The sequence below is a fragment of the Oribacterium sp. FC2011 genome, from assembly GCF_000701645.1.
Lineage (GTDB): Bacteria > Bacillota > Clostridia > Lachnospirales > Lachnospiraceae > Oribacterium.
The window spans coordinates 116,816-143,356 of sequence record NZ_JNJM01000008.1; the positions used below are offsets into that span (position 1 = coordinate 116,816).

A 26,541-nucleotide genomic window follows, 5' to 3' on the forward strand; every position below is an offset into this window, starting at 1 on the left:
TATTCCATGATTTATGAGATATGTATTAAGTCTAGATGTATACTAATTATGTATTAGATTTAGAAATATGTATAGTTAAAAGTACCTCCGGCCGGAAATGATCCAACCGGAGGTTTACATTGTCAATGTTTTTTTGTCAGCTCAATGAAATTCCTTAGAATCTTTTCTCCCTCCGGAGTCATGATGGACTCGGGATGGAACTGAACGCCGTAGACATGGTTGGTACGGTCCTCCACAGCCATGACTTCTCCATCGGTGGTGATGCCGCAGACCTTCAGAGCGGTGTCTTTCAAGGTTTCCTCCACCACTGCAAGAGAGTGGTATCTTGCAACCCTGATGACCTCGGGAAGATCTTTAAACAGAGGACAGTCGGTGTCGATTTTTGTATCGGACTGCTTTCCGTGCATGAGCTTCTTCGCATAGCTCACGGTGGCACCATAGACCATGCAGATGGCCTGCTCTCCGAGGCAGACTCCGAGAATTGGGAATTCGCCTTTTAGCTCGCGGATAACTTCGGGGCAGACTCCCGAGTCCTCAGGCCGTCCCGGTCCCGGGGAGATAATGATTCCGGCAGGGTTCAGCTTCCTGATCTCATCCACAGTGAGGGCATCGTTTCTAACCACCTTAAGGTCAGGCTCGATGCTGCCTGCCATCTGGAAAAGGTTATATGTAAAACTGTCGTAGTTGTCGAGTAATAATATCATAGATCAGTACCTCCATCATTCGTAAACGGCAGTCATATTTAATCCGGGATTTCGAGATGGATTTCAACATGAATCGTTCACGTTATTTCATCAAATCGCAGAATCACTAAAAATTACAGAAAGTCCGGTTCTTCAGATTGTTTCAGCGCCGTCACCACCGCAGCAGCCTTATTGATGCACTCCTGGTATTCCTTCTCCGGCACGGAATCCGCAACGATGCCCGCACCGCTCCGGACAAACACCTTTCCGTTTTTCTTGTAGGCGATTCTGATTGCGATGCAGAGATCCAGATTTCCCGTGAAATCGATGTAGCCGATTCCGCCTCCGTAAATTCCGCGTTTGTTGTTTTCGAGATCATTTATGAGCTGGCAGGCGCGGATTTTGGGGGCACCTGATAATGTTCCCGCCGGAAGTATGGAACCAACCGCGTCAAGAGCGTCGCAGTCATCTCTGATCTCACCCCGGACAGTTGACCCTATATGCATCACATGGCTGTAGCGCTCGACTTGATGATATTTTTCCACTTTCACAGAGCCGAATTTACTGATGCGGCCGATGTCGTTTCTCCCGAGATCTACCAGCATATTGTGTTCAGCCAGCTCCTTTTCATCCTGCAGCAGCTCTTCCTCAAGCCTTTTATCTTCTTCCTCGGTTTTACCGCGGGGTCTGGTGCCTGCCAGAGGGAAGGTATGAAGAACCCCGTCCTGAAGCTTGACCAGAGTCTCCGGTGAAGCCCCCGCAACCTCCAGATCAGCGCTTGAAAAGTAAAACATGTAAGGCGACGGATTCAGTGTTCGGAGAATCCTGTAGGTGTTAAGGAGGGAACCCTCATAGTCTGCCTCCAGTCTGTTGGAGAGTACGATCTGGAAAATGTCTCCTTCATGAATATAATGCTTCGCCTTTTCCACCATGCCGCAGAAATGTTCTTTGTCAAAGAACGGTCTTACTTCGCTCAGAATCCTGCCGGGCTCCTCCTCTTTCGGAGCTCCGGTTTTCAGGAGCTTCACAATGTTTTCGATTTCCATCTCAGCATTGTGATAGGCGCTTTCTCCGCCTGAAAGCTTCATGTCAACGATGACCATTATTTTCTGCTTCAGATTATCAAAAGCGATAACCTTGTCAAAAAGCATCAGGTCAATGTCATTGAAATGCTCTGTATCCTCCGCATCCAGATTCAGAGTCAGCTCATAGTATTTCAGGTAGTCATAGGAAAAGTAGCCTACAAGCCCGCCGGTAAAAGGCGGCATCCCGGGCATCTTCGGCATTTTATACTCGTTAAGAAGCTGTCTGATATAGTCATCCGGACGATAGGTTTTAATGTTAAGCCCACCGGCCTTAAACTCTCCGTTGAGACAGGTTATCTCCATCTTTGGGTTAAAGCCTATAAAGGTATATCTGCCCCATTTGTCCCGTCCTTCAACGGATTCAAGCATGAAAACATGATCTGAAACATTTTTAAGTATTCTGAGTGCTGTGATGGGGGTGAGGAAATCCGAAAGTATCTCACAGGCCACCGGAATATATTTGTAGCTTGCATCGTTCTGGTACTGCTTTACTTTTTCATAAGATGGAATGATCATTTGTGAAATCTCCTTTCAAAGATCTCGCTGCGCTAATATGTAACATAAAGAATACCATTTGATTTTAGATGATTCATAAACCAGCTTTATAAGCTAGGCGACTTCACTGAATCCTTCGGATTTAGGGATATACAATAAAAGTCCCCGGCAGAATCAAAAAGATTCTGCCAGGGACGAATATCCTTCGCGGTGCCACCCTGCTTCACATACTATGTGCGCTTTGCGAGATACCAACATATCTCCGGCTACTAACGTAAGCCTCACGTCACAGGATACTCGGCAAAAAACTGATCCTTCGCTACATCAGATCATATCAGGATTTCCGAACCTGTCTTTTCTGACTACATTCAGAAAACCATCAAATGCCTTTCATTGTGCCCTTAGCGGTCCATTTGCGAAACTGTAATTCTGCCGGATTCTCACCATCGCCGGCTCTCTGTGAGAGCATATCCCGTTTTATTTCCGCCTCAACGGTTTAATTTATTAAATTAAAATAATTTTATGTTTGCCTTAAGACTCTGTCAACGAAAATGCATTTGAGATATCAGAGCAAAAATTCATATAAGCCAAAAATAATATTCATGCCTCCCATACATGAGCGCTTGCAGTGCTTCCTTCGCTGTCCGGGTTGTAAAGTTTTTCACGGCCGGAATTGCTTTTGGCACGCTTCACCTTGAGGGCTTCCGGAGTGGACTCGGCCTCAACGGTACTCTTATAAACCTTCTTAGTGCCATCTGCGGAGACCTTCTTTCCGCCCGGGTTACCGCCGCCCTGTGAGGCATGGGATACTCCTTTGAAAACCGGCTCCTGATGGTTTCTATTATGGGGCAATGATTCGGCATTTTCAGCATCTGATTCATGAATGAAGCTGTCCACCTCAGTATCTTCCGCATCCTCCTCAGTTCTTCCTGAGTTACGGATCTCTTCTTCTCTTGCCTCCATGATCTCACGCTCGGCTTCACGCTTTTCGGCATCCGTCGGAAGCTTTGCATATTCGCCCTTTTCCGCAAATTTTTTGAATATCTCCTGTTTTGCCACAAGTTTTCTGTACTCCGCGGCACATACCGCCATCTTATCGGCTTCGGAAATGTGAGGATTGTTGGTTACAGAATTGACTTTACTAAGAGCTGAATTGGTTTCATCTGTAATTACTCTCTGTGTTTCCTCCTTGGTTTTTGCGGACTTCAGCTTTTTCTCAAAGTTTTTGATTTCGTCCTTCTCTGCCTTGATTTCGGAATACAGTTTTGTGTCCTTCCGTCTGATATAATCAAGTTCATCAGGAGACAGATTGCCGCCATACATATATTTGGTTCTGATCTTGTTGAGTTTTTCGTCGGAATCTTCCTTCTGAGCTGACATCCTGTAGGCATCTTCTATCTTCTGTGCTTCGGACCGGATCATAGTCCGCACCTTCTCGGAAGTAGTCCGGGTGTCATATTTTACAGTTTTCGCTTCTTTCGAAGTAAAATCGCTTTCGTTTTTACGTCGCTCTACCTTCTGCTTCATTTTCTGCGTCCTGGAATAGTTCCCAACAGTCCCGTAACGCATAAAAAACGACATATCTACACTCATGGTAATCTCCTTTCTCCATCGTTCCCTCGATGGAAAAAAAGCACACTACACCTGTTTCACTATCCGTTATATCGACTGGAACAGCGATAATATAAAAGTAACCATGTTGTTAACCATATAAGCGGAATGGGTTGACAATCGTTGATATAACAGATATAGTTAACCTGTTAAAAAATCTTGGTTGACCATCAATTGTGATTTAATCGATACAGTAGGAAAATGCAAGGGATGGGTGCCTAGGCTTGCGAGTTGAAAGAACAGACTGTTTGTGATGTCCGTACACGACACACGTCAGTGTGATCGGGTACGGACATCACAAGCAGGATGTACTTTCAATCTCGTGGGCCGGCGCACATCCCTTGCATTTTCCGGCCTGTATCCACTAAACTTAAAGGAGCCCACATCATGCGAAACTCAAAAACACTTGACCTTTGTCTTATAGCACTGTTTACAGCGATTATCTCAATCGTGAGCCAGTTTAACATCCCGCTTCCCGGCGGCGTCCCCATGACATTGCAAACCTTCATCGTTCCGGTTGCAGGCATAGTTATAGGCAGCAGGCGCGGTTTCATGGCAACTCTTTCATATGTGATTCTGGGAGCCATAGGCGTACCGGTGTTTCATGGACTTACCGGAGGCCTCGGCAGCATCATGGGACCAACCGGGGGATTCATCATTTCCTTCCCGGTTATGGCACTTCTTGCAGGAATGTTTTATGAACTCGCAGTGACGATTTCAGGAGAAAGAGTCGGAAACAGAAAAGCAGCCATATATTACGGATTGACCACTGCCGGCCTTCTTGCCGGTACCCTTTTCAATTATGTTGTGGGAGTGCTTTGGTTTATGATCATGACCCATAACACATTGGGTGCTGCCCTCTCCGCCTGCGTGATTCCCTTCATTCCGACAACCATAATAAAGATTGTCCTGGTTTTGATCCTCGCTCCTGCATTAAGACACACCCTCTTCCAGGCAAGACTCATAGGATCTGCAAATGCAGCGTGAAAAACAGTGTATTCAAGCCTCCGATTTCGGAATAAAACCCGGATGAGGAGGCTTTTATTATACGCTCTGACTCGAAATCCTTTCTTATATCAGTTATAATTAACGGTAATGATAAAGCTTAAGGAAAACTGATACAGGAGGCAAACATGAACTATCAGATGAAATACGAAGAATGGCTGGACAGACTTCCGGATACAGATCCGTTAAAGCAGGAGCTGATTTCCATAAAAGATAATCAAACCGAGAAGGAGGAACGCTTCTACAAGGATCTTTCTTTCGGAACAGCCGGACTCAGAGGCAAGGTTGGTGCCGGTACTAACCGCATGAACTTCTATACAGTAGGTAAGGCCACCCAGGGAATCGCTGACTACATCATAGCCCATGGTGAAGAAGCCATGAAAAAAGGTGTTGTCATCGCCCACGACCCTAGACATTTTTCAAAGGAATTTGCAGAGCTTGCGGCAGAGATATTCGCAGCAAACGGCATAAAGGTTTATACATTTCCTTCTCTCCGTCCAACCCCGGAGCTTGCCTTTATGGTAAACCGTCTCGGAACGAAGGCCGGCATAAACATTACCGCCTCACATAATCCAAAGGAGTATAACGGCTACAAGGCTTATTGGGAGGATGGCTGCCAGGTATCAAGCGAGGTTGCGGACGGCATGCTTGAGAAGATCAATGCTGTCGACATCTGGACCGGCGTCAAAAAATCCGATTACGAGGTGGGAATCAAATCAGGTCTTATTACAGTTCTTGGCGATGAATACGACAGAGAGTATCTTGATAAGGTTTTAAGCCTGAAGATCCATGACGGTGACGAGCTGGATCTGGACATCCCTTTTGTTTACACACCGCTTAACGGTGCCGGATCCATACCCTTCCGTGAGATGCTTAAGGAGCGCGGTTTTAAGAACTGGAAGATAGTTCCGGAGCAGGAAATGCCGGATCCGGATTTCACAACTGTAGGGTATCCGAACCCGGAGGATCCGAAGGCATTTAAACTTAGCGAGCGCTATGGCCGTGAATTTGGAGCAGAGCTTCTCATGGCAACAGATCCGGACTCGGACAGATTCGCCATTGAGATCAGAGATGATGAAGGCAATTACATCCCGCTTAACGGAAATCAGACAGGATATCTTCTTGTGAATTACATTCTGGAAGGCCGTAAAACTGCAGGCACTCTTCCTGAGAAGGGAGCAATGATAAAGTCCATTGTCACTTCCACTCTCTCGGATATAATAGCGAAATCCTATGGTGTGGAAATGTTCGAGACCCTTACAGGTTTCAAGAACATCTGCGGAAAGATTCCATATCTTCATGAGAACGGTTACACCTATCTTTTCGGATATGAAGAGTCCGTCGGATATGCAGCCTGCGAAGAGATCCGCGACAAAGATGGTATTTCCGCCGGAATGCTGGTAGCTGAGGCCGCTGCCTACTACAGAAAGCAGGGAAAGACACTCTATGATGTGCTTTGCGAGATTTATGAAAAGTACGGATACTTTGCCGAGGATGAACCGAATCTTGTTTTGGAGGGAATTGCGGGAGCCAATCGCATAGGGCGCATGATGACATACATTCGCGAAAACCATCCTACAGAACTTGCGGGTGCAAAGGTAGTTAAAATTATTGACTATATAAACGGCTACGAAGACATCCCGGCTCAGAATGCCATGAAATTCTTCCTGGACAACGGCTCCTGGTTTGCCATGAGACCAAGCGGCACCGAACCAAAGATCAAGTTCTATATTTACTCGGTTCAGGACTCCAGGGAAAAAGCCCTCTCCGTCAACCGGCAATTGAAAGAGGAGATACTAGAATCCATCAACACCATAGAGTAAAAGTGTTATTTCAGCAGAGGCACAAGAAAAACAGCAGCCGGCGGTCATCCATTCAAAAACGTTGAGCTGAGACGAGAAAAATCATAAAAGCTCCCCTTAGAACCACTTGGATACCTTTTTCCTTGTTCCCCTCGCCAAGTTAGATTTTTCATAAAGAAAATATCTGACATTGCTGCCCAAGATTTGTTTTTTAATCTTGGGAGCCGCGCGGCTTTGAGCGGTTCAAAAGAATCCGTCAGGATTCTTTCTTTGGCGAGGGCCTAGTGGTTCTTAGGGGAGCTTTTATAGATTTTTCCGTCGAAGCGACCCGTTTTTGAATGGATGACCGCCGGCTGCGTCAGGATCTCAGTACCCTGAGGACATTGTCAACTGATGAAACCGAGCCGTTATTCAGCAGCACCTTAAGTGCTGTTGTAAGAATGCTCTTATCTACTTCATATACGATGAAGATCATCGGTACTGTGCCGCCTGTGTTGTCGCCGGCGCGCTGCATCATGGTCTTGATGCCGATGCCGTATACGCCAAGAGTAGAGGCGATCTGACCCAGTACACCTGGATGATCCACAGCCTGTACGCGGATATAGTACTGATGTGCGCCCTCTCCTGCAAACTGGAGATCCGCATCATATCTGAGATGCGGGAGAAGATCATAGGCAGCACCCTTTTCAATCTTTCGTGCCACGCTCACCACATCACCCATTACTGCGCTTCCTGTGGGAAGAGGTCCTGCTCCGCGGCCGTAGAACATAAGATTATCTACCGCGTTTCCTGTAATGTAAACGGCATTAAACTCATTGTTAACATTGGCAAGAGGATGGCTCTCAGAAACAAGAGATGGTTCAACATTGCAGGTGACTTTTCCGTCCTCGTTATGGGCAGTTGCCAGAAGCTTTATCTTATAACCGAATTCCTTGGCAAATGCGATATCCTCGCTGGTCACCTTTGTAATGCCCTTTGTGGGGATGTCACCGGGCTTGATACCGATACCGAAAAGAAGGGAAATAAGTATGGACAGCTTGTTTGCTGCATCGATTCCCTCAACGTCAGCTGTAGGATCTGCCTCCGCAAAACCCTTAGCCTGAGCGTCCTTCAGCACTTCTTCATAAGGAGTTCCGTTTTCTGTCATCTTTGTCAGGATATAGTTGGTGGTTCCGTTAAGGATTCCCTGAACCTGGCTGAATTCATTGGAGATGAGGGCGCTGGAGATGGCATTGAGGATAGGGATACCTCCGGCAACGCTGGCCTCAAATCGAAGCATAAGCTGGTTTTTGTAGGCAAGCTCCTGAAGCATCTGTCCGTTGGCTGCGATGGCAGCTTTGTTCGCTGTTACCACATGTTTTCCGGCTTTCAATGCATCCGCCATAAAGGTTGTTGCAGGCTCGATGCCGCCGATAAGTTCGATAACAATGTCTATCTCCGGATCATTTATGATATCGTATGCATCTGTTACATACTTTTCCTTAGGTATATCTATGCCTCTGTCAATTTCTGGGTGACGATTCAGGATCTTCACAATTTCAAGGGACATTCCCGTTGACTGTTCAATCTTTGAACGGCTCATTTCGAGAGTCTGATAGGTTCCCTTTCCGATATTTCCGATACCAAGCATTCCGATGTTTATTTTCTTCATGATCGCTCCGATTAAATTTAATTCTAATTAATTATACCAAACAGAAATGGCATAAATGAAATTTATAACATCTTAGCACATTATTAGTTACCTGTTCAATTTCATTTAAGTAATACCAACGATAATTATACCAAATGTAGTTACAGTATAGCCTGAGTACATGTAGGCCGGAGCCGGAGGGCATCCATTTAGAGCCGTTAAGTTGAGTCTTGAAAAATCAAAAACGAACCCCTTAGAACCACTTGATTCTAAGGGATCCGTTTTTAGATTTTTCTGACGAAGCGCCTCGGCTTTAAATGGATGCCCTCCGGCTCCGGCCGGCTTGCCTATTGGTAAATGTTATTTAGTAGTATCCGAATTCCTGTCCCCAGTACCACTTTCCGCCGCTTTCGTAAATGCCTATTCCGCATGACTTAAAGCTTGCGTTCATTATGTTCTCGCGATGCGCCGGGGAGTTCATCCATGCGTTCACTGCGGCGTCAGGTGAATTATAGCCCTGTGCGAGATTTTCACCATACATTATATTCGGGGCTACGGTGTACCAGTCACTGCCATCGGGTCTTGAGTGCGAAAAGAGAGATGGAAGCTCCGCTGCTCTTATCATCGCGCAGGCTGCAAGGCTGTCGTCCCATTCCAGGGCTGCCAGTCCGCTGCCGGCTCTTTGCTGGTTAACCAGATTAAGAGCGTTTTTAGAGTTGGTTTGAAAACTCTGGCCCTGCCACAGGCTGTTTCCCTTTGCAATTACATTTGGATCTACCGAACCCGCAGGTGCTGCTTTCGGCCTGCTTCGTGTAGCTGCATCATCTCCTACGCTGCCTCCGGATCTTCCTTTAACTATTACAAGTACAGCCACCAGACATATAACGAGCAGTACGCCCGCTATACCTAGCTTACGATTAACTTTTATTCCTTCCTTCATAACCTTGTCCCCCTGGTATTAAATTATTTCCATTGTAATTTTACTCATAATTGCAAGGTTTCGCCATTAATATTTCGTTTTTTTAATCTTCTCCAAGTGATGTCATCACATAGCGGAAAATTTCATTTCCCTTCTTGTCAACACAAGCATAGGAATCTCCGTCGAAGAATGAAGCATAACCATCGTACAGATATGGATAAGCCTTGGTTTCCAGTATAACCTTCAGGTCTTTGTTATAGATCCTGCAGCTGTCATTGTAATCCTCTGAGCCCAAGAACAGCCATTCATTGGTCAGATTGTCGCTGACAACATTGACATAACCGTCATAATCCATAAGCTCATTCAGATTCTCGTCATACATCCACTGATGGTTTTTACCGGTTGTGTCATCATAAGAGCTTACGGCGATATAAGGTACATCCGCCACACCGTTTAAGGTGTAGAATGCATTGGCATAACCTGCACCCTTTACAAAGATGCGCTTTCCTGTCAGGACATTCATGAGCCATACGCCGGTATCCTGGATCTCATAAGAGTTGTCGGGACCGTCCTCTGTGCCGGTTGCAAAGGCTACAGGGATCTTGTCGCAGTACTGCCATACGTCATCATCATCTCTGAAAAGCTCGTTGCCCTCGTTGTCAAATACTGCTCTCTTCCAGCGTGAATCCTCTGTATAGTCGCTTGTATAGAAGCCCCACTGATATACTCCTGTGCTGTCGAAGCCGTCTATGGTCTTTATGAGATAACCCTTTGGATCAATGACATCCACATGGTCTTCTGCAACACCAAGCATATTGCCGTTCTTAAGCTTGTCTGCGTAAACATAATTGTTGCCCAGAATGTTGTCACCGTACTTGTTGATAATAACAGCAGAGTCATCCTTTCGTGCAAATGCAGTTCCATCGGTGAAAGGCTGTGCATACTGGAAAGGACCCATAGCTATCTTGTGGTCGTTTTCATCAATGTAGTAGTAACTGTCATACAGGTAGAATACATAGTAGCCGTCGCCATAGGAAACGTCATACAGAGAATCGGTATCATTGAGAAGCTCCGTGAGTTTTCCGTCATTGGCTTCATCCAAGGTTTTGTAATCGAGAACGATATTTCCTTTGTTATCGTAGATCACGAAATCATTGGTCTCAGAGTTGGCTTTACATAATACATGATCCTTCATGCCGCTGATGTAGCCGTATTCAGGTGAAACAAAGCTTCCGTCCGGAGAGATGAGCTGGCGGTGAATGTTTTCATCCGGAACATCTATCTCATCTGAGCTGTTGTTCTTTGCACCTTCAACAGGGTCGTACTTACATACTTCATAATACGGCAGATAAAACTCATTGTAATCTGCAGGATCATAGTAGGAAAGAACCTCAATGCTGTTGTAAACAGGATCTGTAATGAGGTGTCCCTTTGTATCAAAGAAGCCGCACATGTATCCGCCGATATAAGAGTAACTCTCATCCTCGCCGTACTGGACATCCACAACGAGAGGACTGCCGCAATAAGGAAGCAGTAAGCCGTAATCACCGCCGGGCTCCACTGAGGTAAGTGTGCCTTCGGGTGCGTCATTAAGGCGGGTGTAGTTTGCCTCAGGTGCAGGCTTTGCTTCGACACCCTTGCTATCGTACATGGATACATCCATGACGGAAACGTAACCCTTTGAAGCAACAAGGCGCTGTCCGTCCACCGACATGATCCAGTCGTAGAGAACTCTTGCTGCCTTGGCTCTGCTGTCCTCAGGGTCTGTCTCCTCCGGAATAACGGCATAGTATGCGTTACGATGAGGATACTTCTTTTCACGGATGGTTGCAGGCTCAGGTTTTACTCCGTCAACGGAAATGATCTTTAACCCCTTTGCCTTTTCCATATCATTAGCGTAGTAGTATACGGAATAGCCAATGGCATTGGCGGAGTTGTCATAGGATTTAACCGCGGTCATCAACTCTCCCATTTCTGAGGCTACAAGGCTTGAAGGAGGAGTAACCATAGGAGTATCTTTCATGATGTGCTTCAGGATAAGTGCCTGTGATCCGGCGCCTTCATTACGCTGGAAAGCCTTGATTTCGGCATCATTACCTCCGACTTCCTTCCAGTTGGTGATCTTTCCGGAATAGATATCTCTGATCTGTTCGGTGGTCAGGTTATCAACCGGGTTATCCTTATTTACAACGAAGATAAGCGCATCGGTGGCAAAATCCTCTATGCGGTACTTGAAGCCTGCGTCTGCCATTTCCTGAAAGACCTTGGCATTCGGCTCACCCACGATGAGCATGTCGGCCTCACCCGCAAGAAGATTCCGGAAGGACTGGGTAGTACGGTTGAATACGCAGAAATCTTCGGCTTCTTTTTCACTTATTCCAAGAAGCGCTGAAGTGAGAGTTTTGCCAAGAGGTACTGTTGAGGTGGAACCATCAAGTCTTGGGAAATTCTCTTTTGTGAAATCGAAATCGGGAAGCTTTATCGGCTCGGATTTCTTTTCTGTGTTTGCTTCTTTTGATTCCGAAGTTTCTCCCGAGTCTTCTGACTCAGGGGTTGTTTCAGCTTCAGTGCCTGCAGCGCCGGATTCTGTGCCTCCGGAAGGCTGAGGATTTGGATTATTTCCGTTACATCCAACCAGGGAAACTGAGGCTGCCATCAGCATAGCGATCAGTAAACGTTTCTTCATAAAACCTCCTTTTACCGGAACGGGATGAGTACTTCTCCTCACACCCATCCCCTCCGGGAATAAAAAAGAGCGTGAGTTCCAAAGAAACCACGCTCCATAGTTACGTATCGGACAAGGATCAGGCCTCATAGTCCTGCCCTCTGTTCTTCCTCATTCTGGTATAGGAAAGATTTACCAGATCCTGAACAGAGCTGCATTCGGAAGCTCTGGCCATGCCGAAATCAGCATGAATGGTACATTTAAAGCCGTTTAACATATCGATCCGGTGTATTTCGGCCTCTGCTTTCTGTACAAGATCCATCATGCCGTTAAAGCTTGTGGTTTTTCTGCATATAGAAAACTGACCTCCATTGGTTCTTGAAAGAATAAAACCGGTATTGAAAACAGATCTCAGAATGTCTGCTGTTTTTTTCAGAAGTGTCTGTGCAGCAGCATCACCGTAATCTTCCACGATGCCGGAGTATTCCCTTATGGAAAAAGAGATATGCGCATAGTTCTCCCGAGTCTTTTTATAGATATCATCGAGATCCAGCATGGCAATCATAAGCCCCTTCACGTTCATAAGTCCGGTAACCGGATCTTCGAGATCCAGCCGGCGGGCTTCATTGCCATTATCAGGCTCTTCAGTGTCCACAAAGAATCCAATAAGACCACATATTTTACCTTTATTATACATCGGATACTTGTTTACTGCCACATGATGAACCACTCCGTCCACAACATTTTTGCCCAGGGCCTTTATGACTGCTTCACCCTTGTTTATTACTTCCTTGTCAATGTTTCTGCCGGAGGCGCTGTCGATCCGGAAATCAAGCTCCGCGTCTGTTCTGCCTATAAGCTTTTCGGGAGTCAGATCGTAATAATCGTAAAATGCTTTGCTTGCTCCCACATAGCGAAGTTCCGTATCCTTCCAGAAAATTCTGTAAGAACTCTTATTGGTGAGTATGTCCCAGGCATTTTCCGCCTCAATGTGACGGTCGGAAGCGGTGGCACCATTCTTGAGCAGTCCTTCGATGATCCACATAACTTCCGGGTCATTAATGATGGCAGGCTTTGAGCTGACAAGGAGTTTGTGTGCATTGTCACCTCTGAAGGAGGTAACGGTAAACTCTGTCCATTCATAACTTCCGTTCACCTGTCGCATGCGGAATAATGCCGAGAAGTTGCCGTTCTTGTACTCTCTCAGCTTGTTTTTGATATTTTCCGGAGAGACGAATCTCTTCCACCGATCCTGCTCACTTGGATGGATATATCTTGAAACATTATCCGAGTAGTAGGTTTCCGGAGTTTCGATGGTACTTCCCACGGTCTCAGAAGGTATATTGGTAGATATGATGGTCCCCTTGTGTTCGTCGAGGTCTACGTAGTGAATGCGGTCATAATTAAACATTATCTTTCTGGCAAGGGCATCCAGTTCGGAGGTGAACTGCCGCTCCTGCTCATATACCAGACTGTCCATGGTAGCAAATATCACGGAAAGATCGTCTGAGGAAGAAAGAACCCTGAAGGAAAGCTTGTAGTAGTTGCCGTTGGCAAGGAATGTCATATATTCTTCCTCGTTGTTGTTTTTTGCCTTGAAGGCAAGATCCCGGCACTTTCTGCCCTTGGGACTCTCAGGATGGTTCATGTCAGCTTCCAGAGACTGAATATCCTTATAACCGGCGGTCAAAAGAGTTTCATTAAACTCTTCATTGCTGTATAGTCCCTTAAAGTATTTGCCATCATGAAGGAGCAGCGCCACCGGATTGTCAACGATGACATTGGTGAGACCTGCTTTGTCGTACATGACGGAAACACTTCTTGACTCCCACCTGTAGCCTTTCTTTTTCAGTTCCTTCATGAGGATATCGCAGGGAACGGCACTTCCGAAGAGATTACCCTGGATCTTTTCGCAGCCGATGCTTCTAAGGAAACTGAGCTGTTCTTCTGTCTCAACTCCCTCTGCCAATGTGTGCATGCCAAGCTTCTTCGACATTTCAACGATCATGGACACTATGGTCTTCGCCTTGTCGTTGAAATTGGTGAAGAAACCCATATCTATCTTTATCTCGTCAAAGAGATAATCCTTAAGAACATTAAGGGAGGAATAACCGCTTCCGAAATCGTCCATCCAAACCTGGAAGCCTTCGTCGTGGAATCTGTCGATATTCCTCGAGATGATACCGTTATCGGAAACCAGAGAGGTTTCGGTTATTTCAATGTTTATGAGACTTTTACGTATCCCCAGGGCTTCCGTAAGCGTGGATATATCTGTTACAGGGTCGTTGAAAACAAAGTCGGTTCGGGAAAGGTTAACAGAAATAGGAACCACAGGGAGTCCGTTTTCCTGTCTTTCCTTAAGGAGCTTCGCAACCTCCTTTACCACATAAAAATCAAGATTATAGGAAATTCTGTTCAGTTCCAAAAGCTGTATAAAGTCATTGGGATAAAGTAATCCATAAGTCGGGTCATCCCAGCGGGAAAGAGCTTCAAAACCACAGAGCTCACCTGTGAGGGTACGCATTACAGGCTGCAGACATATCCGGATCCATCCGTTATTGATGGCAGCATCCAGGTTTCTGACCAGATAGTCCTTTTTGGTATTTTCGTCTGCCAGTTTTTCGTCAAACCATACGAAACCGGAATTGTAATTATTCCTGAGGGTATCGCAGGCCATACGGGCCCTGTTGCAGGCAACGTCCACGGAGATGTTCTCATCCTCAATACCATAGATACCTATACGTACGGGCAGGGTGTGTCCATTGTTGATATTCTGTATCTGTTTAATGATTCCGTTTAGCTCGATATCGATGCCTACTGCACGGGTGAAGACGTAGAAACGGTCTTCACCGAACCTTGAGCAGTATTCCTTACCGAAATGCTGCTTCAGGATATTCGATATACTGCAGAGCAGAAGGTCTCCTGCCTCCTGACCGAAGCTTGTGTTGAAACCCTTCATGTCTTTTAAGTCAAGGGTTAGGACAACTGCCTGACCGTATCGTTTTATAAGTCCGGGGATATCATTTTGAGCTTTTTTCAGAAATGAGCGACGACTAAGAAGCCCTGTCAGCGGGTCGAACTGAAGCTCCACAGGGACATTGAAAGAATGAAATTGTTTATCTATATGACTTAAATCAGTTATATTTGCAGGATCATCCATATTTATTCAGCTCCGTGATAGTATGTGTAAAAATATCGTTGAGCTTTGATGTTAATATCAATGCCGGCGAGAAAAAACTTTCCTGATACCGGTCACGTACAAAAAATATTTCTGATACTATAATATCACATTTAAGTCACAAATGTGTCACAAGTTTTAAGACGAAATAAGAGGGCATTCCGGGTTTAACCGGATGCCCTCCTGCTGTGGAAAAATCATCTTTCGTTTATGGGTTTGAATTCCTTCAGCTCTCCGACATATTTCGTTGCAGGACGCATGATGCGGCCGTCGTAAAGCTTGTTCTCCATATTGTGGGATACCCAGCCCGCAACACGTGCTATTGCAAAAAGCGGTGTATAGAGTTCATCAGGTATTCCAAGCATGCTGTAAGCAAGACCTGAATAGAAGTCAACATTGGTAGGCAGCGGCTTCTTCTTTTTCTCTGAAAGCACTTCGTGAACGGTATCTTCAAATAACTTGTAGAAATTGAAAGTAGGCATCATTCCCTTTTCAGCGGCAAGATTGCGGCAAAGGTCACGAAGTATCTCTGCACGCGGATCTGATAATGTATATACCGCATGTCCAAAGCCGTAGATAAGTCCCGAATGGTCGTAAAGCTTGCCGTCGATGAGATCTGTGACAACCTTACGGATCTTTGCCTTATCATTTGTGAAGCCTGTGACAGAGATCACCTCTTCCATCATCCTGGATACGGAGATATTGGCACCGCCGTGCTTGGGACCCTTTAAGGAGCCGAGGCTTGCACAGATAGCCGAATAAAGATCGGTACCGGTTGAACCTACCACTACGTTTGTGAAGGTTGAGTTGTTTCCGCCGCCGTGGTCCGCATGGATAACCAGCAGGGCATCCAGAAGATTGGCTTCCTTATTTGTGAATTTTCCATCGGGACGAAGCATCTGCAGGATGTTTTCGGCTATGGAATAATTTACATTAGGGTTATGAATGATGAGAGAATTGCGGTACACCTTGTGAAGCTTTGACTGATAAGCGTAGCAGGCAAGAGTCGGAAGCTTCGCAATGAGGTTTAAGCCTTTTCTCAAAGTCTCGTAAACATCAGTATCATCAGGAGAATCGTCGTAGTTGTAGAGCTGAAGTGTAAGGGTCTGAAGACGATTCATCAGGTTAAGTGATGGAGAACTGAGTATTTCATTTATAAGGAAATTGTCCGGAAGAGAATATCTGTCGGATAAACAGCCTTTGAAATTACTGAGCTGCTTTTCATCCGGAAGGAAACCGAAAAGCAGGAGGAAGCAGGTTTCTTCAAAACCAAAGTTACCCTGACGGTTATTGATAAGGTCGTTTACACTATAGCCTCTGTATAAAAGGTCTCCGTCACAGGGAGAAACCTTGCCGTCTTTGTCTTTAACGTAGCCGACTACGTCCGAAACTCTGGTAAGTCCTACGAGAACGCCGGTGCCATCTTCATTCCTGAGACCTTTCTTAACATTGTAGGTTCCGTAAAGTTCACCCGGGATATCCGTGTAGTTTGAGGATTTTCCAAAGAAGCGTGCCAGGATGCTGTCATCAAAATATAAAGTCCTTATGGCTTCTGTTGTCTCTTTTGTAAATGCAGCGTTACTCATATTGTTCCCCTTCCCCTTGTAGGTATGCCAACCGTTAAAAATATGTTTTCCAAATGGCTGACACAACACTTGTAGTCATAGATTCAAGTTGCTAAATAAAAGACACAATTAATATGTCCTTTAATATAATGCAAATTATACGCCTTAAATAAAGGACATGTCAATTACGTCTTATATTCTTTTTGGTAATATTGATTATTCGTATTGTTGATAAGAGACGTATCTCAGATAAAGAATCTCGTATGAATATTATGAGAAGAAATAATATCGGACAGGCGGTAAAGCACCGACCTGTCCGATATTGGGGAAAAAGAGTTATACAATCATTAATAGATCACAGTTTTGTTTTTGCCTGTATTTTTTGCTTCATAGAGCGCCTGATCCGCATGGGAAGCAAGGCTGTCTCCGGTTTCCCGGTTCTGGTTTTCTGCAACACCCAGACTTATGGTGCAGTTTCCGGCCAGAGGAAATGTGATGTCAGAAAAGGCCTTTCGGATTGCTTCTGCAATTTCATATGCTTTTTCCTTACCCATTCCGGGAAGCAGTATCATGAATTCTTCACCACCCCATCGTCCTGCCGAAGCATCGGTTATTTCCGAGGTTTGTTTCTTCATAACCTCTGCCAGAGTTCGGATTACATAATCACCTTCATTATGTCCGAAGTTATCGTTAACCTTTTTGAAATTATCGATATCCATCATGACAAGTGAAACAGTTTCATAAGAATCTGACTCAGCAGCTTCAGTTATCCTCCTCTGGATCTCGCCGCGATTAAGCAGCTGTGTCAGTCCGTCAGTGATAGCCATGTTGCTGAGTTTCTGATTCATGTCTGAGAGTTGTTCGTTGGCGGTTTCAAGTTCACTTGTAGCCTGTTCTATAAAGTTTGCAAGACGCTCAACGGTTGAAAGTCTCTTACTGCCATGAATCTCCTCACAGGCGGTTTTTTTCCGGTGCTCTCTTCCCGGGATCATTTCCTTCAGGGTAGCGATGACCAGAGTAAGATTGTGCTGATTTACGTTGTCATCCGTTCTCAGGAATTCACTTATGGTATAGAAACCAGATGAAGGTGCTATAGTCTCAAAGGCTTTGGTTTCATTTCCGATCTCACTGTCTCCCCAGAAGGCTTTTCTTCCGGCACATGAAAAGATCATGATGACATCAGGGTCTTCTTTTTGTATTTCCCGGATATTCTGATATATGGATTCCATGATGGTTACAGGATCTCCGTAAGCAAGTCTGATCTTTGAAGTATTCTCCACATCAGAAGCCATGACAAGAGATCCGTCCTTCAGACATTGCTGAGGGTGACGGAGGATGTCGATTCCGTTTCTCTTGATGATGTATGGGAATTCAAGGGTATTGTATAAAAAAGTATCGTCATTTTCGATTTTCAGGTATCTGTGGTAAATGTTGAATGCACTGACACCATCGATTTCCTGAAGGACATTACCCATTGCTTTCGTAATGTCCATATATTTGCCAAGGGGTTTCCAGCCGCTGATATATCTGCTGTTCACAACCAGATCATCTCCGCCTATGAAAACAAATACTATACTGTGATCAGCAGCGTTTCCTCCATTTGAAAGCACATAGGAGGAGAAGGAATCCAGAGCAGCATTGAAAGCTCCGCCGCCCATGATACGGACGTCAGATCTTACTTCATCAAGACCGGTGCACAGCTTTGTCATGGAAGTTTTCCATACCGTAGTATAAAAAAGTATGGCTTTAACCCAGCTGTTCTCATTGGCAAAGCTGGCAACCTTTGGCATAACACCGTCAACACTTTCCATATCCAGACGATACTGTTTTACATCCACTTTTGCTGTAGGTGATTCAAACAAGGTGCAAACCAGAGCATAAGTATCTGTGCTCAGATCCCCCTCAATGATGCTCCCTGCCGTTGAACAACCGACATAGGCGGCACCGGGGAATTCATTTTCCAGCTTCTTACAAACATACTCGATGGCATCTCTTTCCAGAGATCTGCTGAAAAGCTGAAAAAGTAAATGATCTTCCTGCCCCGGACCGGTTTGTTCTCTTAATTTATGTAAGGCTTCCACGGAGTCTTCCGGTTTTTGAAAAGTAACTTGAAACTGTTTCATCCATAGTCTCCTTTTGGTTATTCCTGTATCAATAAAACAGCTTTTATATCACATGAAAAAGCTGCAGAACGTTTTGTGAATACAAAATCTATATGTTATCTGTCGGCAGTTTTCTGATTTTTATCAGTTTAAAAAGGCGGTGATTTTGGAAACACCGTTTTTCGGGCTTATTATTTTGAGGTTTTTTTACGATGATATATGTAGAAAAGCGGTTTAATGCTTTTATGAGGACATGTATGAAGAATAAAAATGCTTATCTGATAGCCAATTTAATTATAATTTTCATGGCCCTTGCGGTTTTTTTTGGTATCCAGACCAATGAATATGCCTATTTTAAGGAACTGGCTTTTAAACAGGCACAGAATGACGCGGAAATGGCTGCCGTAGACATCAATGCCCAGATCACGAATTTTTCATTATCACAGCGTGTCGCAGGCGAGATGATGGCCAATGATCTTTTCCTTAAGGAATGGTGTATGGAAGAAACAAATGATGTTGATTCGGCACATCACCAGGTGCTGTACCGTTATCTTAAGAATTACAAGGAAAAGTACGATTACGATGTGGTTTTTTTTGTTTCAGACAAAACCTGGAATTATTACTATGACGGAGGCCTCAACAGGACTGTCTCTCCGGCGTCTGATTATGATGTATGGTATTTTAATTTTCTTAATCTCAATAATGACTATGATATACAGGTTGACCGAGATGAGGTAAATGATTATAACGTAACTATCTTTGTGAACTGTCTCGTTAAGGACTTGGAAGGGAAAACCCTTGGAGTTGTGGGATCGGGCAGAGAGATAAAAGGGTTTCAGGATTTTATAGATGATCTGACGGGGCGACTGGGTGTAGATATATGTGTTGTTAATTCGGGTAATGCACTTTCCTCCTTTTTTGACAGCAACGGGGCTTTTATGAATGTGGCCGATGCCGTGAAAAAGATGGGTGTTATCAAGGATGATATAGTAGGTGAAGTTCCTGAAGAAGGAAAACGCTTCACAATAGGAAGTAACTGCTATTGCGTCAAAAAGAATGATGAAATGAAATGGAACATTGTAGTTAAAAAAGATACTACAGAGACCATTCGGGGATTTTTAAAAAAATCTGCTCAGCGCATAGCTTTTATGATTATCATACTGATCATATATGTAATCATAAGTTTTACCTTCCTCATAAAGCTTCAGAGGATGACAGCGATCAGTCTCAATACGGATGATGTAACCGGACTTCAAAATAATAAAATCTTCAAGGAGGACTTTGAAAGATATTCCAAATCCTGGTTTAAAAAGTCCAAAGCCTCATTTTTTGTTCTGGATATAGACAATTTCAAGTCTTTTAATGACACTTACGGTCATCTGTACGGAAATACAGTGCTTCGTATGGTGGCTGATGAGTTGAAAAACGGTATCGGAACCGAGGGACGTGTGGCAAGATGGGGCGGAGATGAATTTGCCGGTGTGATCTTCCGGGATTCCGGCGAGGCACTGAAGATAATGAATGGCATACAGGAATCCATAATGGCCAGGGAAACTAAGCAGACAGTATCCTTCAGCTGCGGCATCGCTGACATTCAGCCTCATGATACCATAAAAAACTGTTTTGATAATGCTGATACAGCAGTATATAAAGCCAAGGAAAACGGAAAAGCACAGTGTGCTGTGTATAAAAAAGAATAATTACGATAAGAAAGAGCCGGTGGGCATCCATTAAAATGGTATGCCCGCCGGCTTTAGTATTTTTAAATATCGGAAACAAATTTTATGTTTTACTTCAGGAATCCGTTTATGATCTGCTCTTCTGCCTCAGCTTCAGTGAGACCGAGAGTCATCAGCTTGATGATCTGGTCGCCCGCGATCTTTCCGATGGCGGCTTCATGCACAAGTGCTGCGTCGAGATCATTGGCCTCAAGAGCGGGAACCGCAAGGATCTTACCTTTGTCCATGATGATGGAATCACACTCTGTGTGACCTGAGCAGGCAGCATTACCCACAAGCTTCGCATCAAATTTCTGGTATGAATCATCTCTTGCTACGGATCTGGAAACAACATCGGCGCTGGCTCCCTCTCCGTTAAGGTTTACAACATAAGTACTGTAGGCCTTTTGGTCTCCGTGAGTCATGAGACGCTCTCTCACCACAAGCTTTGCGCCGGCAGCAAGTTCAGCGGTTGTGGAACGGTTTGTATCATCCACACCCTTGATCTGAACCATCTCCATCTCAACTGAACTGCCCTCTTCCTGGTAAACCTCTGTGCCCGGGTTAAGGATCCTCTTACCGCTTCCTGTACCGGAACCATAATGCTTCTCCACATAGCGGATGTGAGCATTCTTACCCACATAAAAACGATGGATACCATCATGCTCTGAATCCTGGGAACCGCAGTTATCGATTCCGCATCCTGCAACGATGGTTACATCGGCATCTTCACCGATATAGAAGTCGTTGTACACTATCTCTTTAAGTCCTGTCTGGGTCATAACAACAGGGATATGAACGCTCTCGTTCTTTGTGCCGGGCTTAATGCGGATGGTCAGACCCTGTCCGTCTTCCCTTGGTGTGATCTCAATGTTTTCTGTGGAAACACGTCCTGCGGAAGTTCCGTTTGAACGGATGTTGTAGGCACCTTCCGGAACCTTGTGAAGATCTGCAACCTCCTTAAGGAGTCTCTTCTGAATTTCGTCAAGCTTAAGCATCCTTCTCACCTCCCATTACCTTTTCGATAGTTTTGCAGGCAGGAACGGCTGAGGTTGTGCCCATAAGCTCAGGAAGCACCTCATCCTTAGCACCACGCTTAACAACATTACCGTCTCTTATAACTATGATCTCATCTGCTATGTTAAGGATTCTCTCCTGATGAGAAATGATGAGGATGGAGCTTTCCTGGATGTTCTTTCTCATGCGCTGGAATACCTCTATGAGATTCTGGAAACTCCAGAGGTCGATGCCTGCCTCAGGCTCATCGAAAACAGAGAGCTTTGATGCTTTGGCAAGAACCGTTGCGATTTCGATACGCTTTAATTCTCCGCCGGAGAGGCTGCTGTTAACCTCGCGGTTAATGTAATCTCTTGCACAAAGGCCAACCTCTGAAAGGTAATTGCAGGCGTTTGCGATGGAGATATTCTTTCCGGTAGCAAGCTTTATAAGATCAAAAACCTGTATGCCTTTGAATTTTACGGGCTGTTGGAAAGCAAAGCCAATTCCCTTTTTCGCTCTGTCTGTGATGGACATGTCAGTTATGTCCTCTCCGTTAAAAAGGATCTTTCCGGATGTGGGTTTTTCGATACCTGCTATAAGTCTCGCAAGTGTGGACTTTCCTCCTCCGTTTGGTCCTGTTATGACAACCAGCTTATCATCAGGGATCGATAAAGTGATGTCTCTGATGATTTCCTTGTCCTGCCCTTCCGTATCTACCTGGAAGGAGACATTTTGTAATTCAAGCATACTATAACCTCCGATATCCTAGTGTTTCACTATAGTATCACACTGGAATGTGGTTTTCTAGAGAAATAATGTATTTATCTAAGAAATACAAAAAGATCCTCGGGATTTTAGTGAATCCCGAGGATCAACCTGTTTTGCTTATTATGCTATTTTCGATCCTGAAGCTTTCTTCATTTCATCAGACTCTTCCGAGATACCGTGCTTCTCAGCATAACCTGTAAGGATAAGTGAAAGGGCACCGTCTCCGGTTACGTTACATGCTGTACCGAAGGAATCCTGAAGTGCGAAGATTGTGAGCATAAGTGCGGTTCCGGTCTCATCGAAGCCAAGCACGCTGATGATAAGACCAAGAGACGCCATAACAGTTCCGCCCGGAACACCGGGAGCTCCGATGGCGAATACACCGAGGAGCAGACAGAAAAGTATCATCTTGGATACCGGAGGGAAGGTTCCGTAAAGCATCTTTGATACTGCCATAACGAAGAAGGTCTCAGTCATAACAGATCCGCAAAGATGAATGTTTGCAAAAAGCGGGATGCCAAAGCTTACCATGTCGCTTCTCAATGTAGGCTCTGATTTCTTTGCACACTGAAGAGCAACTGAAAGTGTTGCGGCCGATGACATTGTACCAACGGCGGTCATGTATGCAGGACCGTAATTCTTCAGGATGTTCATAGGATTTCTTCCTGAATATGCACCTGCAATACCGTAAAGAAGTGCAAGCCAGATATAATGTCCTATCATTACGATGATGATAATTGCAAGGAATATCGGAAGCTGCTTTGTGATTGTTCCCTCATAAGCGAGTGTGCAGAAGGTTGTTCCGATAAGGATCGGAAGTACCGGGATAACAAACTTTGTTACGATGCTGAGAACGATACCCTGGAACTCCTCCAGAATGTTTGTGATGTACTTACTTGAATTCCATGCTGCCGCAAGTCCTACCAGCACTGAGAAGAATAATGCTGACATAACCGGCATGATCTGCGGGATATCAAGCGCAAATACAGGTGAAGGGAGCTCCTTAAGTCCGTCAACCTCAGGGTTGATAGCCATATGGGGAAGGATCGCATAGCCTGATGCTGTTGCGAAGAATGCTGCACCGATGGATGAAACATAAGCGATGCAAAGTGCAACCATAAGCATTCTTGATGCGTTGTTTCCAAGTCTTGTAATCGAGGGTGCGATAAATCCGATTATGATAAGCGGTACGCAGAAACTGATGAACTGTCCCACGATGTACTTAACGCATACAAGCACGTTTAGTACTGCGGTTGATAATGCTGAGCCGTCCGAAGCGTTCAGTGCAAGTCCGACTATGATACCCAAAGCCAGGGCACACAGAAGCTTAAACGGTAAACTGTGAATAAAGCCTTTCTTTTCCATCCCCATGTCCTCCTTTTTTTAGGGAACACCGGCTTTAGATTTTTAAATGGCCGGTGTTTAATGCCGGCCCCTAATAACCGGCATTTTTATTATTTCCTAATATATAATACACAATTATATCTGATATATCCAGTGCAAAATATACAATTTGCACAAATAATCCCACGGTTTTAATTACAGACAGGCACCAACGTCAACCCTGTCGGTCATGACATTGAGAATCTCCTTATCTGTAGGCATCATACCTATCTTTCCGATGTAGCCCATGTTCTTGATGGTCTGTTCAACATCAGCTTCAACGATACCTTCGCCGGGCTGGAATGACTTATCATTCATACTCATGTAGTGGGCAAGTATAGCTGCATGAACAGAGGCAGCAATCTTGGCAGCACAGCTTGGCTTTGCACCGTCACATACGATTCCGCCTACATTGGCAATGGTATTGGTAATAGTCTTTGCAATGTGGGCATAATCTCCGCCGCTCATGTAGGTAATGGCTGCTCCGGCTCCGCAGGAAGCACTTACCGCTCCGCAGAATGCAGAAAGGGCGCCGATATAATGCTTTATATAGATAGACACAAGATTTGAGACAATGAGTGCACGCATACGCTTTTCATCTGAGATCAGGAACTCCTTTGCGTATACCACAACCGGCATGGTTACTGTGATTCCCTGATTACCGGAGCCGGAGTTTATAACTACCGGCATGGGGCATCCCGACATTCTGGCGTCGGATCCTGCTGCGGCGCAAGCACAGGCACGGGACTTGACATTATTCCCGAAGCTCTCAAGGATGGTCTTTCCGACGCTGGCACCCCAGGGGTTATCCAGACCTTCCTGTGCAATAGCGGAATTCATCTTTATCTGACGGTTCAGTATATCCTCAACCTCTGAAAGGTCCACCTGATTTGCATAATCAAGAAGTCCCTTGAAGCTCATGAGGCTTCTGTCTCCGGAATGAATAGATTCCGAATACTCATTCTTTGTGCCATGCTCTACCAGCACCTTACCATCCTTTTTGATAAGTTTAATGTCTGTGTGATGCTCTGCTATCACAACCTCGGCTTCATGATCTTTGCTCCTGATGACAGCCTGAATATACAGATTGGGAACATTCTCGACATAGTTACAATCACAGAAATTTTCAGAAACCAGCTCTCTGGTCTTCTCACGGTCCTCATCTGTAACCGCTGCTATAACCTCCAGCTTTTTATCCGGATTACCGCCTACAACTCCAAGTGTAGCTGCAACCTCGATGCCTCTCTGACCACTGGAATTGGGAACCTTAACGCCCTTTACATTCTTGATCATATTGCCGGAACAATTGATGGTGATATGGACCGGTTCATCCTCCAGAACCTTTCTTGCCATAGCAGCTGCATAGGCAATGGCGATAGGCTCTGTACATCCCATGGCAGGGATCAGTTCATTTCGGAGAATATCGGTATAATTGTCCATCAGTTCCTTACTGAGTGATACCTCTTCCATAATTACCTCCTGATGTTATACTTTCTGACAACTCAGTGTTCGTTATAGATTATATAACCAAAAATTATGATATCAAAGCGATATAGAGGTGGTTTTTCCTGTTATTTCAAAAAGACCATCGGGGACGGTTCTATCCGGCGAGAACCGTCCCCGATGGTCTTCTTTAATTTACTCTATAGATTTAATTTCTTTCTGCAGATCCTGCTTGAGAGTATAGGTGTCAAAAGCCGGGTCTTTAGGAAGATTTATATAGATATTGGTGATCTTGTCTACTTTCGCAAGGCCCTCTTTTATGCTGACATCAAAGACATGTCCGCCTTTGGTTCTGTCTTCGGAAAGGAAATGAAGATGCCATCCGGGCATATTGATTCCGTCCATATAATCCGGGAAATATACGCCCACTAGTGAACCGCGGATATTCTCAAAAATGAATGCTTCCTGGTTCATGCTGAGAACTTCTTTCAGGGTGACATGATGTGATCTGTAAGGAGCTTCGGATCTTGCATCCACCTTTTCAAACTCCCCATCTATCTTCACGATATGCATACTGTTAAGACCGAACCTCTCTTCTATCTTCAGATTCAATTCTGTTTTTATGGAGTTGAAATCCGGCATACTCTTAAGGGGAAATTGCTGCTCACCATAAGATTTAGCCACAGCGGCAAATGGTACACCTGTCCCGGGAGGAACTATAGTTATATTTCCGTATTGATCCGCCCTGTAACAATGTCCGTCCATGAGGATCATTTCCCCATTCACATCTTCAAAGGTTCCGAGTCCTGTATCGCCTTCCTTCAGAAGATCTTCAACTGTTATTACAGCACGACTGTATCCCAGAGCAAGTGCCTGCAATGTTGAGACCTGATACATTTTATTGTTATCCATCTGCTTCTATCTCCTGATTTTAAAATAAAAATCTGCCGTGTCCTGAAAGCAGCAGTTTCAGCTTACTTTACTTGTCATCGTCAAAAAATAAACTTTTTATCACGCTCATAGCACCTTCTGCATTTTTACTATCTGTGCCGAAACTTTCTCTGAAAATACTATCCATTGACTCATAGAAGTTCTCCAGAGCATGAGCCCTGAATGCTTTCATATTTTCATCTTTATTTTTGCCATCATGATATTCTGTAAACTCCTTATAGGCATCATAAAGATACTTATGCCAATCAGGCCCAAGCAGATTGACGCCGTATTCTTTTTCGAAGTCCAAAAGATCTTCACAAACATCAAGAGGGATGTCCAGATAATAATGCTTTGCCAGACTAATGGTTTCTTCATTATATTTTTTAAGCTCAGCGATTTTATCGTCATTAAGTGAATCTATATCCGAAAAGTATTCCTCATAGAGATGCATGTATCTGGTATAAATGCCGCGGAGAATCGTTGCAAGGTCCTCCTTGCCTGCGGTTTCTTCATGAAGAATCTGATTTATTCTTCCGGTGGTTAATTCAACCATAGTG

General features: G+C 44.8%; 18 protein-coding genes. 3 read left to right on the forward strand and 15 right to left on the reverse strand.

The window, feature by feature from the left end; translation table 11 throughout:
- Window positions 1-122 precede the first annotated feature (122 nt).
- The 3 genes from T357_RS0108200 to T357_RS0108210 form a co-directional block, all read right to left on the reverse strand.
- Entirely contained in the window at window positions 123-704 is a 582-nt protein-coding gene (locus T357_RS0108200) for an anthranilate synthase component II (protein WP_031550811.1), read from the reverse strand.
- A 113-nt stretch (window positions 705-817) separates the two neighbouring features.
- Window positions 818-2,284 carry an anthranilate synthase component I gene (gene trpE / locus T357_RS0108205; RefSeq protein WP_031550814.1) on the reverse strand — a complete coding sequence of 489 codons (1,467 nt, stop codon included), beginning with the start codon at window positions 2,282-2,284 and terminating at the stop codon, window positions 818-820.
- 579 nt (window positions 2,285-2,863) lie between these two features.
- Window positions 2,864-3,856, reverse strand: coding sequence for a hypothetical protein (locus T357_RS0108210; protein ID WP_031550817.1), 993 nt, complete (start codon window positions 3,854-3,856; stop codon window positions 2,864-2,866).
- Between the two features lie 405 nt (window positions 3,857-4,261).
- Between T357_RS0108210 and T357_RS0108215 the strand changes: the two genes are divergently transcribed.
- Together T357_RS0108215 and T357_RS0108220 are read left to right on the forward strand one after the other, a co-directional pair.
- Entirely contained in the window at window positions 4,262-4,861 is a 600-nt protein-coding gene (locus tag T357_RS0108215) for a biotin transporter BioY (RefSeq protein ID WP_044916498.1), read from the forward strand.
- 146 nt (window positions 4,862-5,007) lie between these two features.
- Window positions 5,008-6,702, forward strand: a complete 1,695-nt coding sequence (locus T357_RS0108220) for a phospho-sugar mutase (RefSeq protein ID WP_031550824.1) — start codon at window positions 5,008-5,010, stop codon at window positions 6,700-6,702.
- A gap of 337 nt (window positions 6,703-7,039) precedes the next feature.
- Here the strand turns inward: T357_RS0108220 and T357_RS0108225 are convergent, their stop codons facing one another.
- The 6 genes from T357_RS0108225 to T357_RS0108250 all read right to left on the reverse strand — a co-directional run bounded on the left by T357_RS0108225 (window position 7,040) and on the right by T357_RS0108250 (window position 18,761).
- The gene (locus T357_RS0108225) at window positions 7,040-8,332 is read right to left on the reverse strand and encodes a homoserine dehydrogenase (protein ID WP_031550826.1); all 1,293 of its coding nucleotides are present in this window, start codon (window positions 8,330-8,332) and stop codon (window positions 7,040-7,042) included.
- Between the two features lie 343 nt (window positions 8,333-8,675).
- The gene (locus T357_RS0108230) at window positions 8,676-9,251 is read right to left on the reverse strand and encodes a CAP domain-containing protein (protein ID WP_049962348.1); all 576 of its coding nucleotides are present in this window, start codon (window positions 9,249-9,251) and stop codon (window positions 8,676-8,678) included.
- 82 nt (window positions 9,252-9,333) lie between these two features.
- Window positions 9,334-11,916, reverse strand: a complete 2,583-nt coding sequence (locus T357_RS20205; protein ID WP_049962349.1) for a substrate-binding domain-containing protein — start codon at window positions 11,914-11,916, stop codon at window positions 9,334-9,336.
- A gap of 118 nt (window positions 11,917-12,034) precedes the next feature.
- Window positions 12,035-15,055, reverse strand: a complete 3,021-nt coding sequence (locus tag T357_RS20210) for an EAL domain-containing protein (protein ID WP_049962350.1) — start codon at window positions 15,053-15,055, stop codon at window positions 12,035-12,037.
- Window positions 15,056-15,270: 215 nt separating this feature from the next.
- Window positions 15,271-16,659 (reverse strand): citrate synthase, encoded by a 1,389-nt coding sequence (locus T357_RS0108245; RefSeq protein WP_044916502.1) that lies wholly within the window; start codon window positions 16,657-16,659, stop codon window positions 15,271-15,273.
- A gap of 326 nt (window positions 16,660-16,985) precedes the next feature.
- The gene (locus tag T357_RS0108250; RefSeq protein WP_031550839.1) at window positions 16,986-18,761 is read right to left on the reverse strand and encodes a sensor domain-containing diguanylate cyclase; all 1,776 of its coding nucleotides are present in this window, start codon (window positions 18,759-18,761) and stop codon (window positions 16,986-16,988) included.
- Window positions 18,762-18,997: 236 nt separating this feature from the next.
- Between T357_RS0108250 and T357_RS0108255 the strand changes: the two genes are divergently transcribed.
- Window positions 18,998-20,440: a GGDEF domain-containing protein gene (locus T357_RS0108255; RefSeq protein ID WP_031550842.1), complete on the forward strand. Its 1,443-nt coding sequence runs from the start codon at window positions 18,998-19,000 to the stop codon at window positions 20,438-20,440.
- Between the two features lie 89 nt (window positions 20,441-20,529).
- Here T357_RS0108255 and T357_RS0108260 read toward each other — a convergent pair whose 3' ends face one another.
- From T357_RS0108260 to T357_RS0108285, 6 genes are all read right to left on the reverse strand, one after another.
- Window positions 20,530-21,456 carry a SufB/SufD family protein gene (locus T357_RS0108260; protein WP_031550845.1) on the reverse strand — a complete coding sequence of 309 codons (927 nt, stop codon included), beginning with the start codon at window positions 21,454-21,456 and terminating at the stop codon, window positions 20,530-20,532.
- Window positions 21,449-22,204: an ABC transporter ATP-binding protein gene (locus tag T357_RS0108265; protein WP_044916507.1), complete on the reverse strand. Its 756-nt coding sequence runs from the start codon at window positions 22,202-22,204 to the stop codon at window positions 21,449-21,451. The genes T357_RS0108260 and T357_RS0108265 overlap by 8 nt, the downstream gene beginning before the upstream one ends.
- 141 nt (window positions 22,205-22,345) lie before the next feature.
- Complete coding sequence (locus tag T357_RS0108270) at window positions 22,346-23,590, reverse strand: dicarboxylate/amino acid:cation symporter (protein WP_031550851.1); 1,245 nt, start codon at window positions 23,588-23,590, stop codon at window positions 22,346-22,348.
- Between the two features lie 174 nt (window positions 23,591-23,764).
- Entirely contained in the window at window positions 23,765-25,078 is a 1,314-nt protein-coding gene (locus T357_RS0108275) for an L-cysteine desulfidase family protein (RefSeq protein WP_044916510.1), read from the reverse strand.
- Between the two features lie 168 nt (window positions 25,079-25,246).
- The gene (locus T357_RS0108280) at window positions 25,247-25,963 is read right to left on the reverse strand and encodes an acetolactate decarboxylase (RefSeq protein WP_031550858.1); all 717 of its coding nucleotides are present in this window, start codon (window positions 25,961-25,963) and stop codon (window positions 25,247-25,249) included.
- A 67-nt stretch (window positions 25,964-26,030) separates the two neighbouring features.
- Window positions 26,031-26,537 (reverse strand): hypothetical protein, encoded by a 507-nt coding sequence (locus T357_RS0108285; protein ID WP_031550861.1) that lies wholly within the window; start codon window positions 26,535-26,537, stop codon window positions 26,031-26,033.
- Between the last annotated feature and the right edge of the window lie 4 nt (window positions 26,538-26,541).

Excerpts from the sequence above, each read along its gene's own strand:
- T357_RS0108200 (WP_031550811.1), bottom strand. The coding sequence starts at position 704 with ATGATATTATTACTCGACAACTACGACAGTTTTACATATAACCTTTTC.
- trpE (WP_031550814.1), bottom strand. The coding sequence starts at position 2,284 with ATGATCATTCCATCTTATGAAAAAGTAAAGCAGTACCAGAACGATGCA.
- T357_RS0108210 (WP_031550817.1), bottom strand. The coding sequence starts at position 3,856 with ATGAGTGTAGATATGTCGTTTTTTATGCGTTACGGGACTGTTGGGAAC.
- T357_RS0108215 (WP_044916498.1), top strand. The coding sequence starts at position 4,262 with ATGCGAAACTCAAAAACACTTGACCTTTGTCTTATAGCACTGTTTACA.
- T357_RS0108220 (WP_031550824.1), top strand. The coding sequence starts at position 5,008 with ATGAACTATCAGATGAAATACGAAGAATGGCTGGACAGACTTCCGGAT.
- T357_RS0108225 (WP_031550826.1), bottom strand. The coding sequence starts at position 8,332 with ATGAAGAAAATAAACATCGGAATGCTTGGTATCGGAAATATCGGAAAG.
- T357_RS0108230 (WP_049962348.1), bottom strand. The coding sequence starts at position 9,251 with ATGAAGGAAGGAATAAAAGTTAATCGTAAGCTAGGTATAGCGGGCGTA.
- T357_RS20205 (WP_049962349.1), bottom strand. The coding sequence starts at position 11,916 with ATGAAGAAACGTTTACTGATCGCTATGCTGATGGCAGCCTCAGTTTCC.
- T357_RS20210 (WP_049962350.1), bottom strand. The coding sequence starts at position 15,055 with ATGGATGATCCTGCAAATATAACTGATTTAAGTCATATAGATAAACAA.
- T357_RS0108245 (WP_044916502.1), bottom strand. The coding sequence starts at position 16,659 with ATGAGTAACGCTGCATTTACAAAAGAGACAACAGAAGCCATAAGGACT.
- T357_RS0108250 (WP_031550839.1), bottom strand. The coding sequence starts at position 18,761 with ATGAAACAGTTTCAAGTTACTTTTCAAAAACCGGAAGACTCCGTGGAA.
- T357_RS0108255 (WP_031550842.1), top strand. The coding sequence starts at position 18,998 with ATGAAGAATAAAAATGCTTATCTGATAGCCAATTTAATTATAATTTTC.
- T357_RS0108260 (WP_031550845.1), bottom strand. The coding sequence starts at position 21,456 with ATGCTTAAGCTTGACGAAATTCAGAAGAGACTCCTTAAGGAGGTTGCA.
- T357_RS0108265 (WP_044916507.1), bottom strand. The coding sequence starts at position 22,204 with ATGCTTGAATTACAAAATGTCTCCTTCCAGGTAGATACGGAAGGGCAG.
- T357_RS0108270 (WP_031550851.1), bottom strand. The coding sequence starts at position 23,590 with ATGGAAAAGAAAGGCTTTATTCACAGTTTACCGTTTAAGCTTCTGTGT.
- T357_RS0108275 (WP_044916510.1), bottom strand. The coding sequence starts at position 25,078 with ATGGAAGAGGTATCACTCAGTAAGGAACTGATGGACAATTATACCGAT.
- T357_RS0108280 (WP_031550858.1), bottom strand. The coding sequence starts at position 25,963 with ATGGATAACAATAAAATGTATCAGGTCTCAACATTGCAGGCACTTGCT.
- T357_RS0108285 (WP_031550861.1), bottom strand. The coding sequence starts at position 26,537 with ATGGTTGAATTAACCACCGGAAGAATAAATCAGATTCTTCATGAAGAA.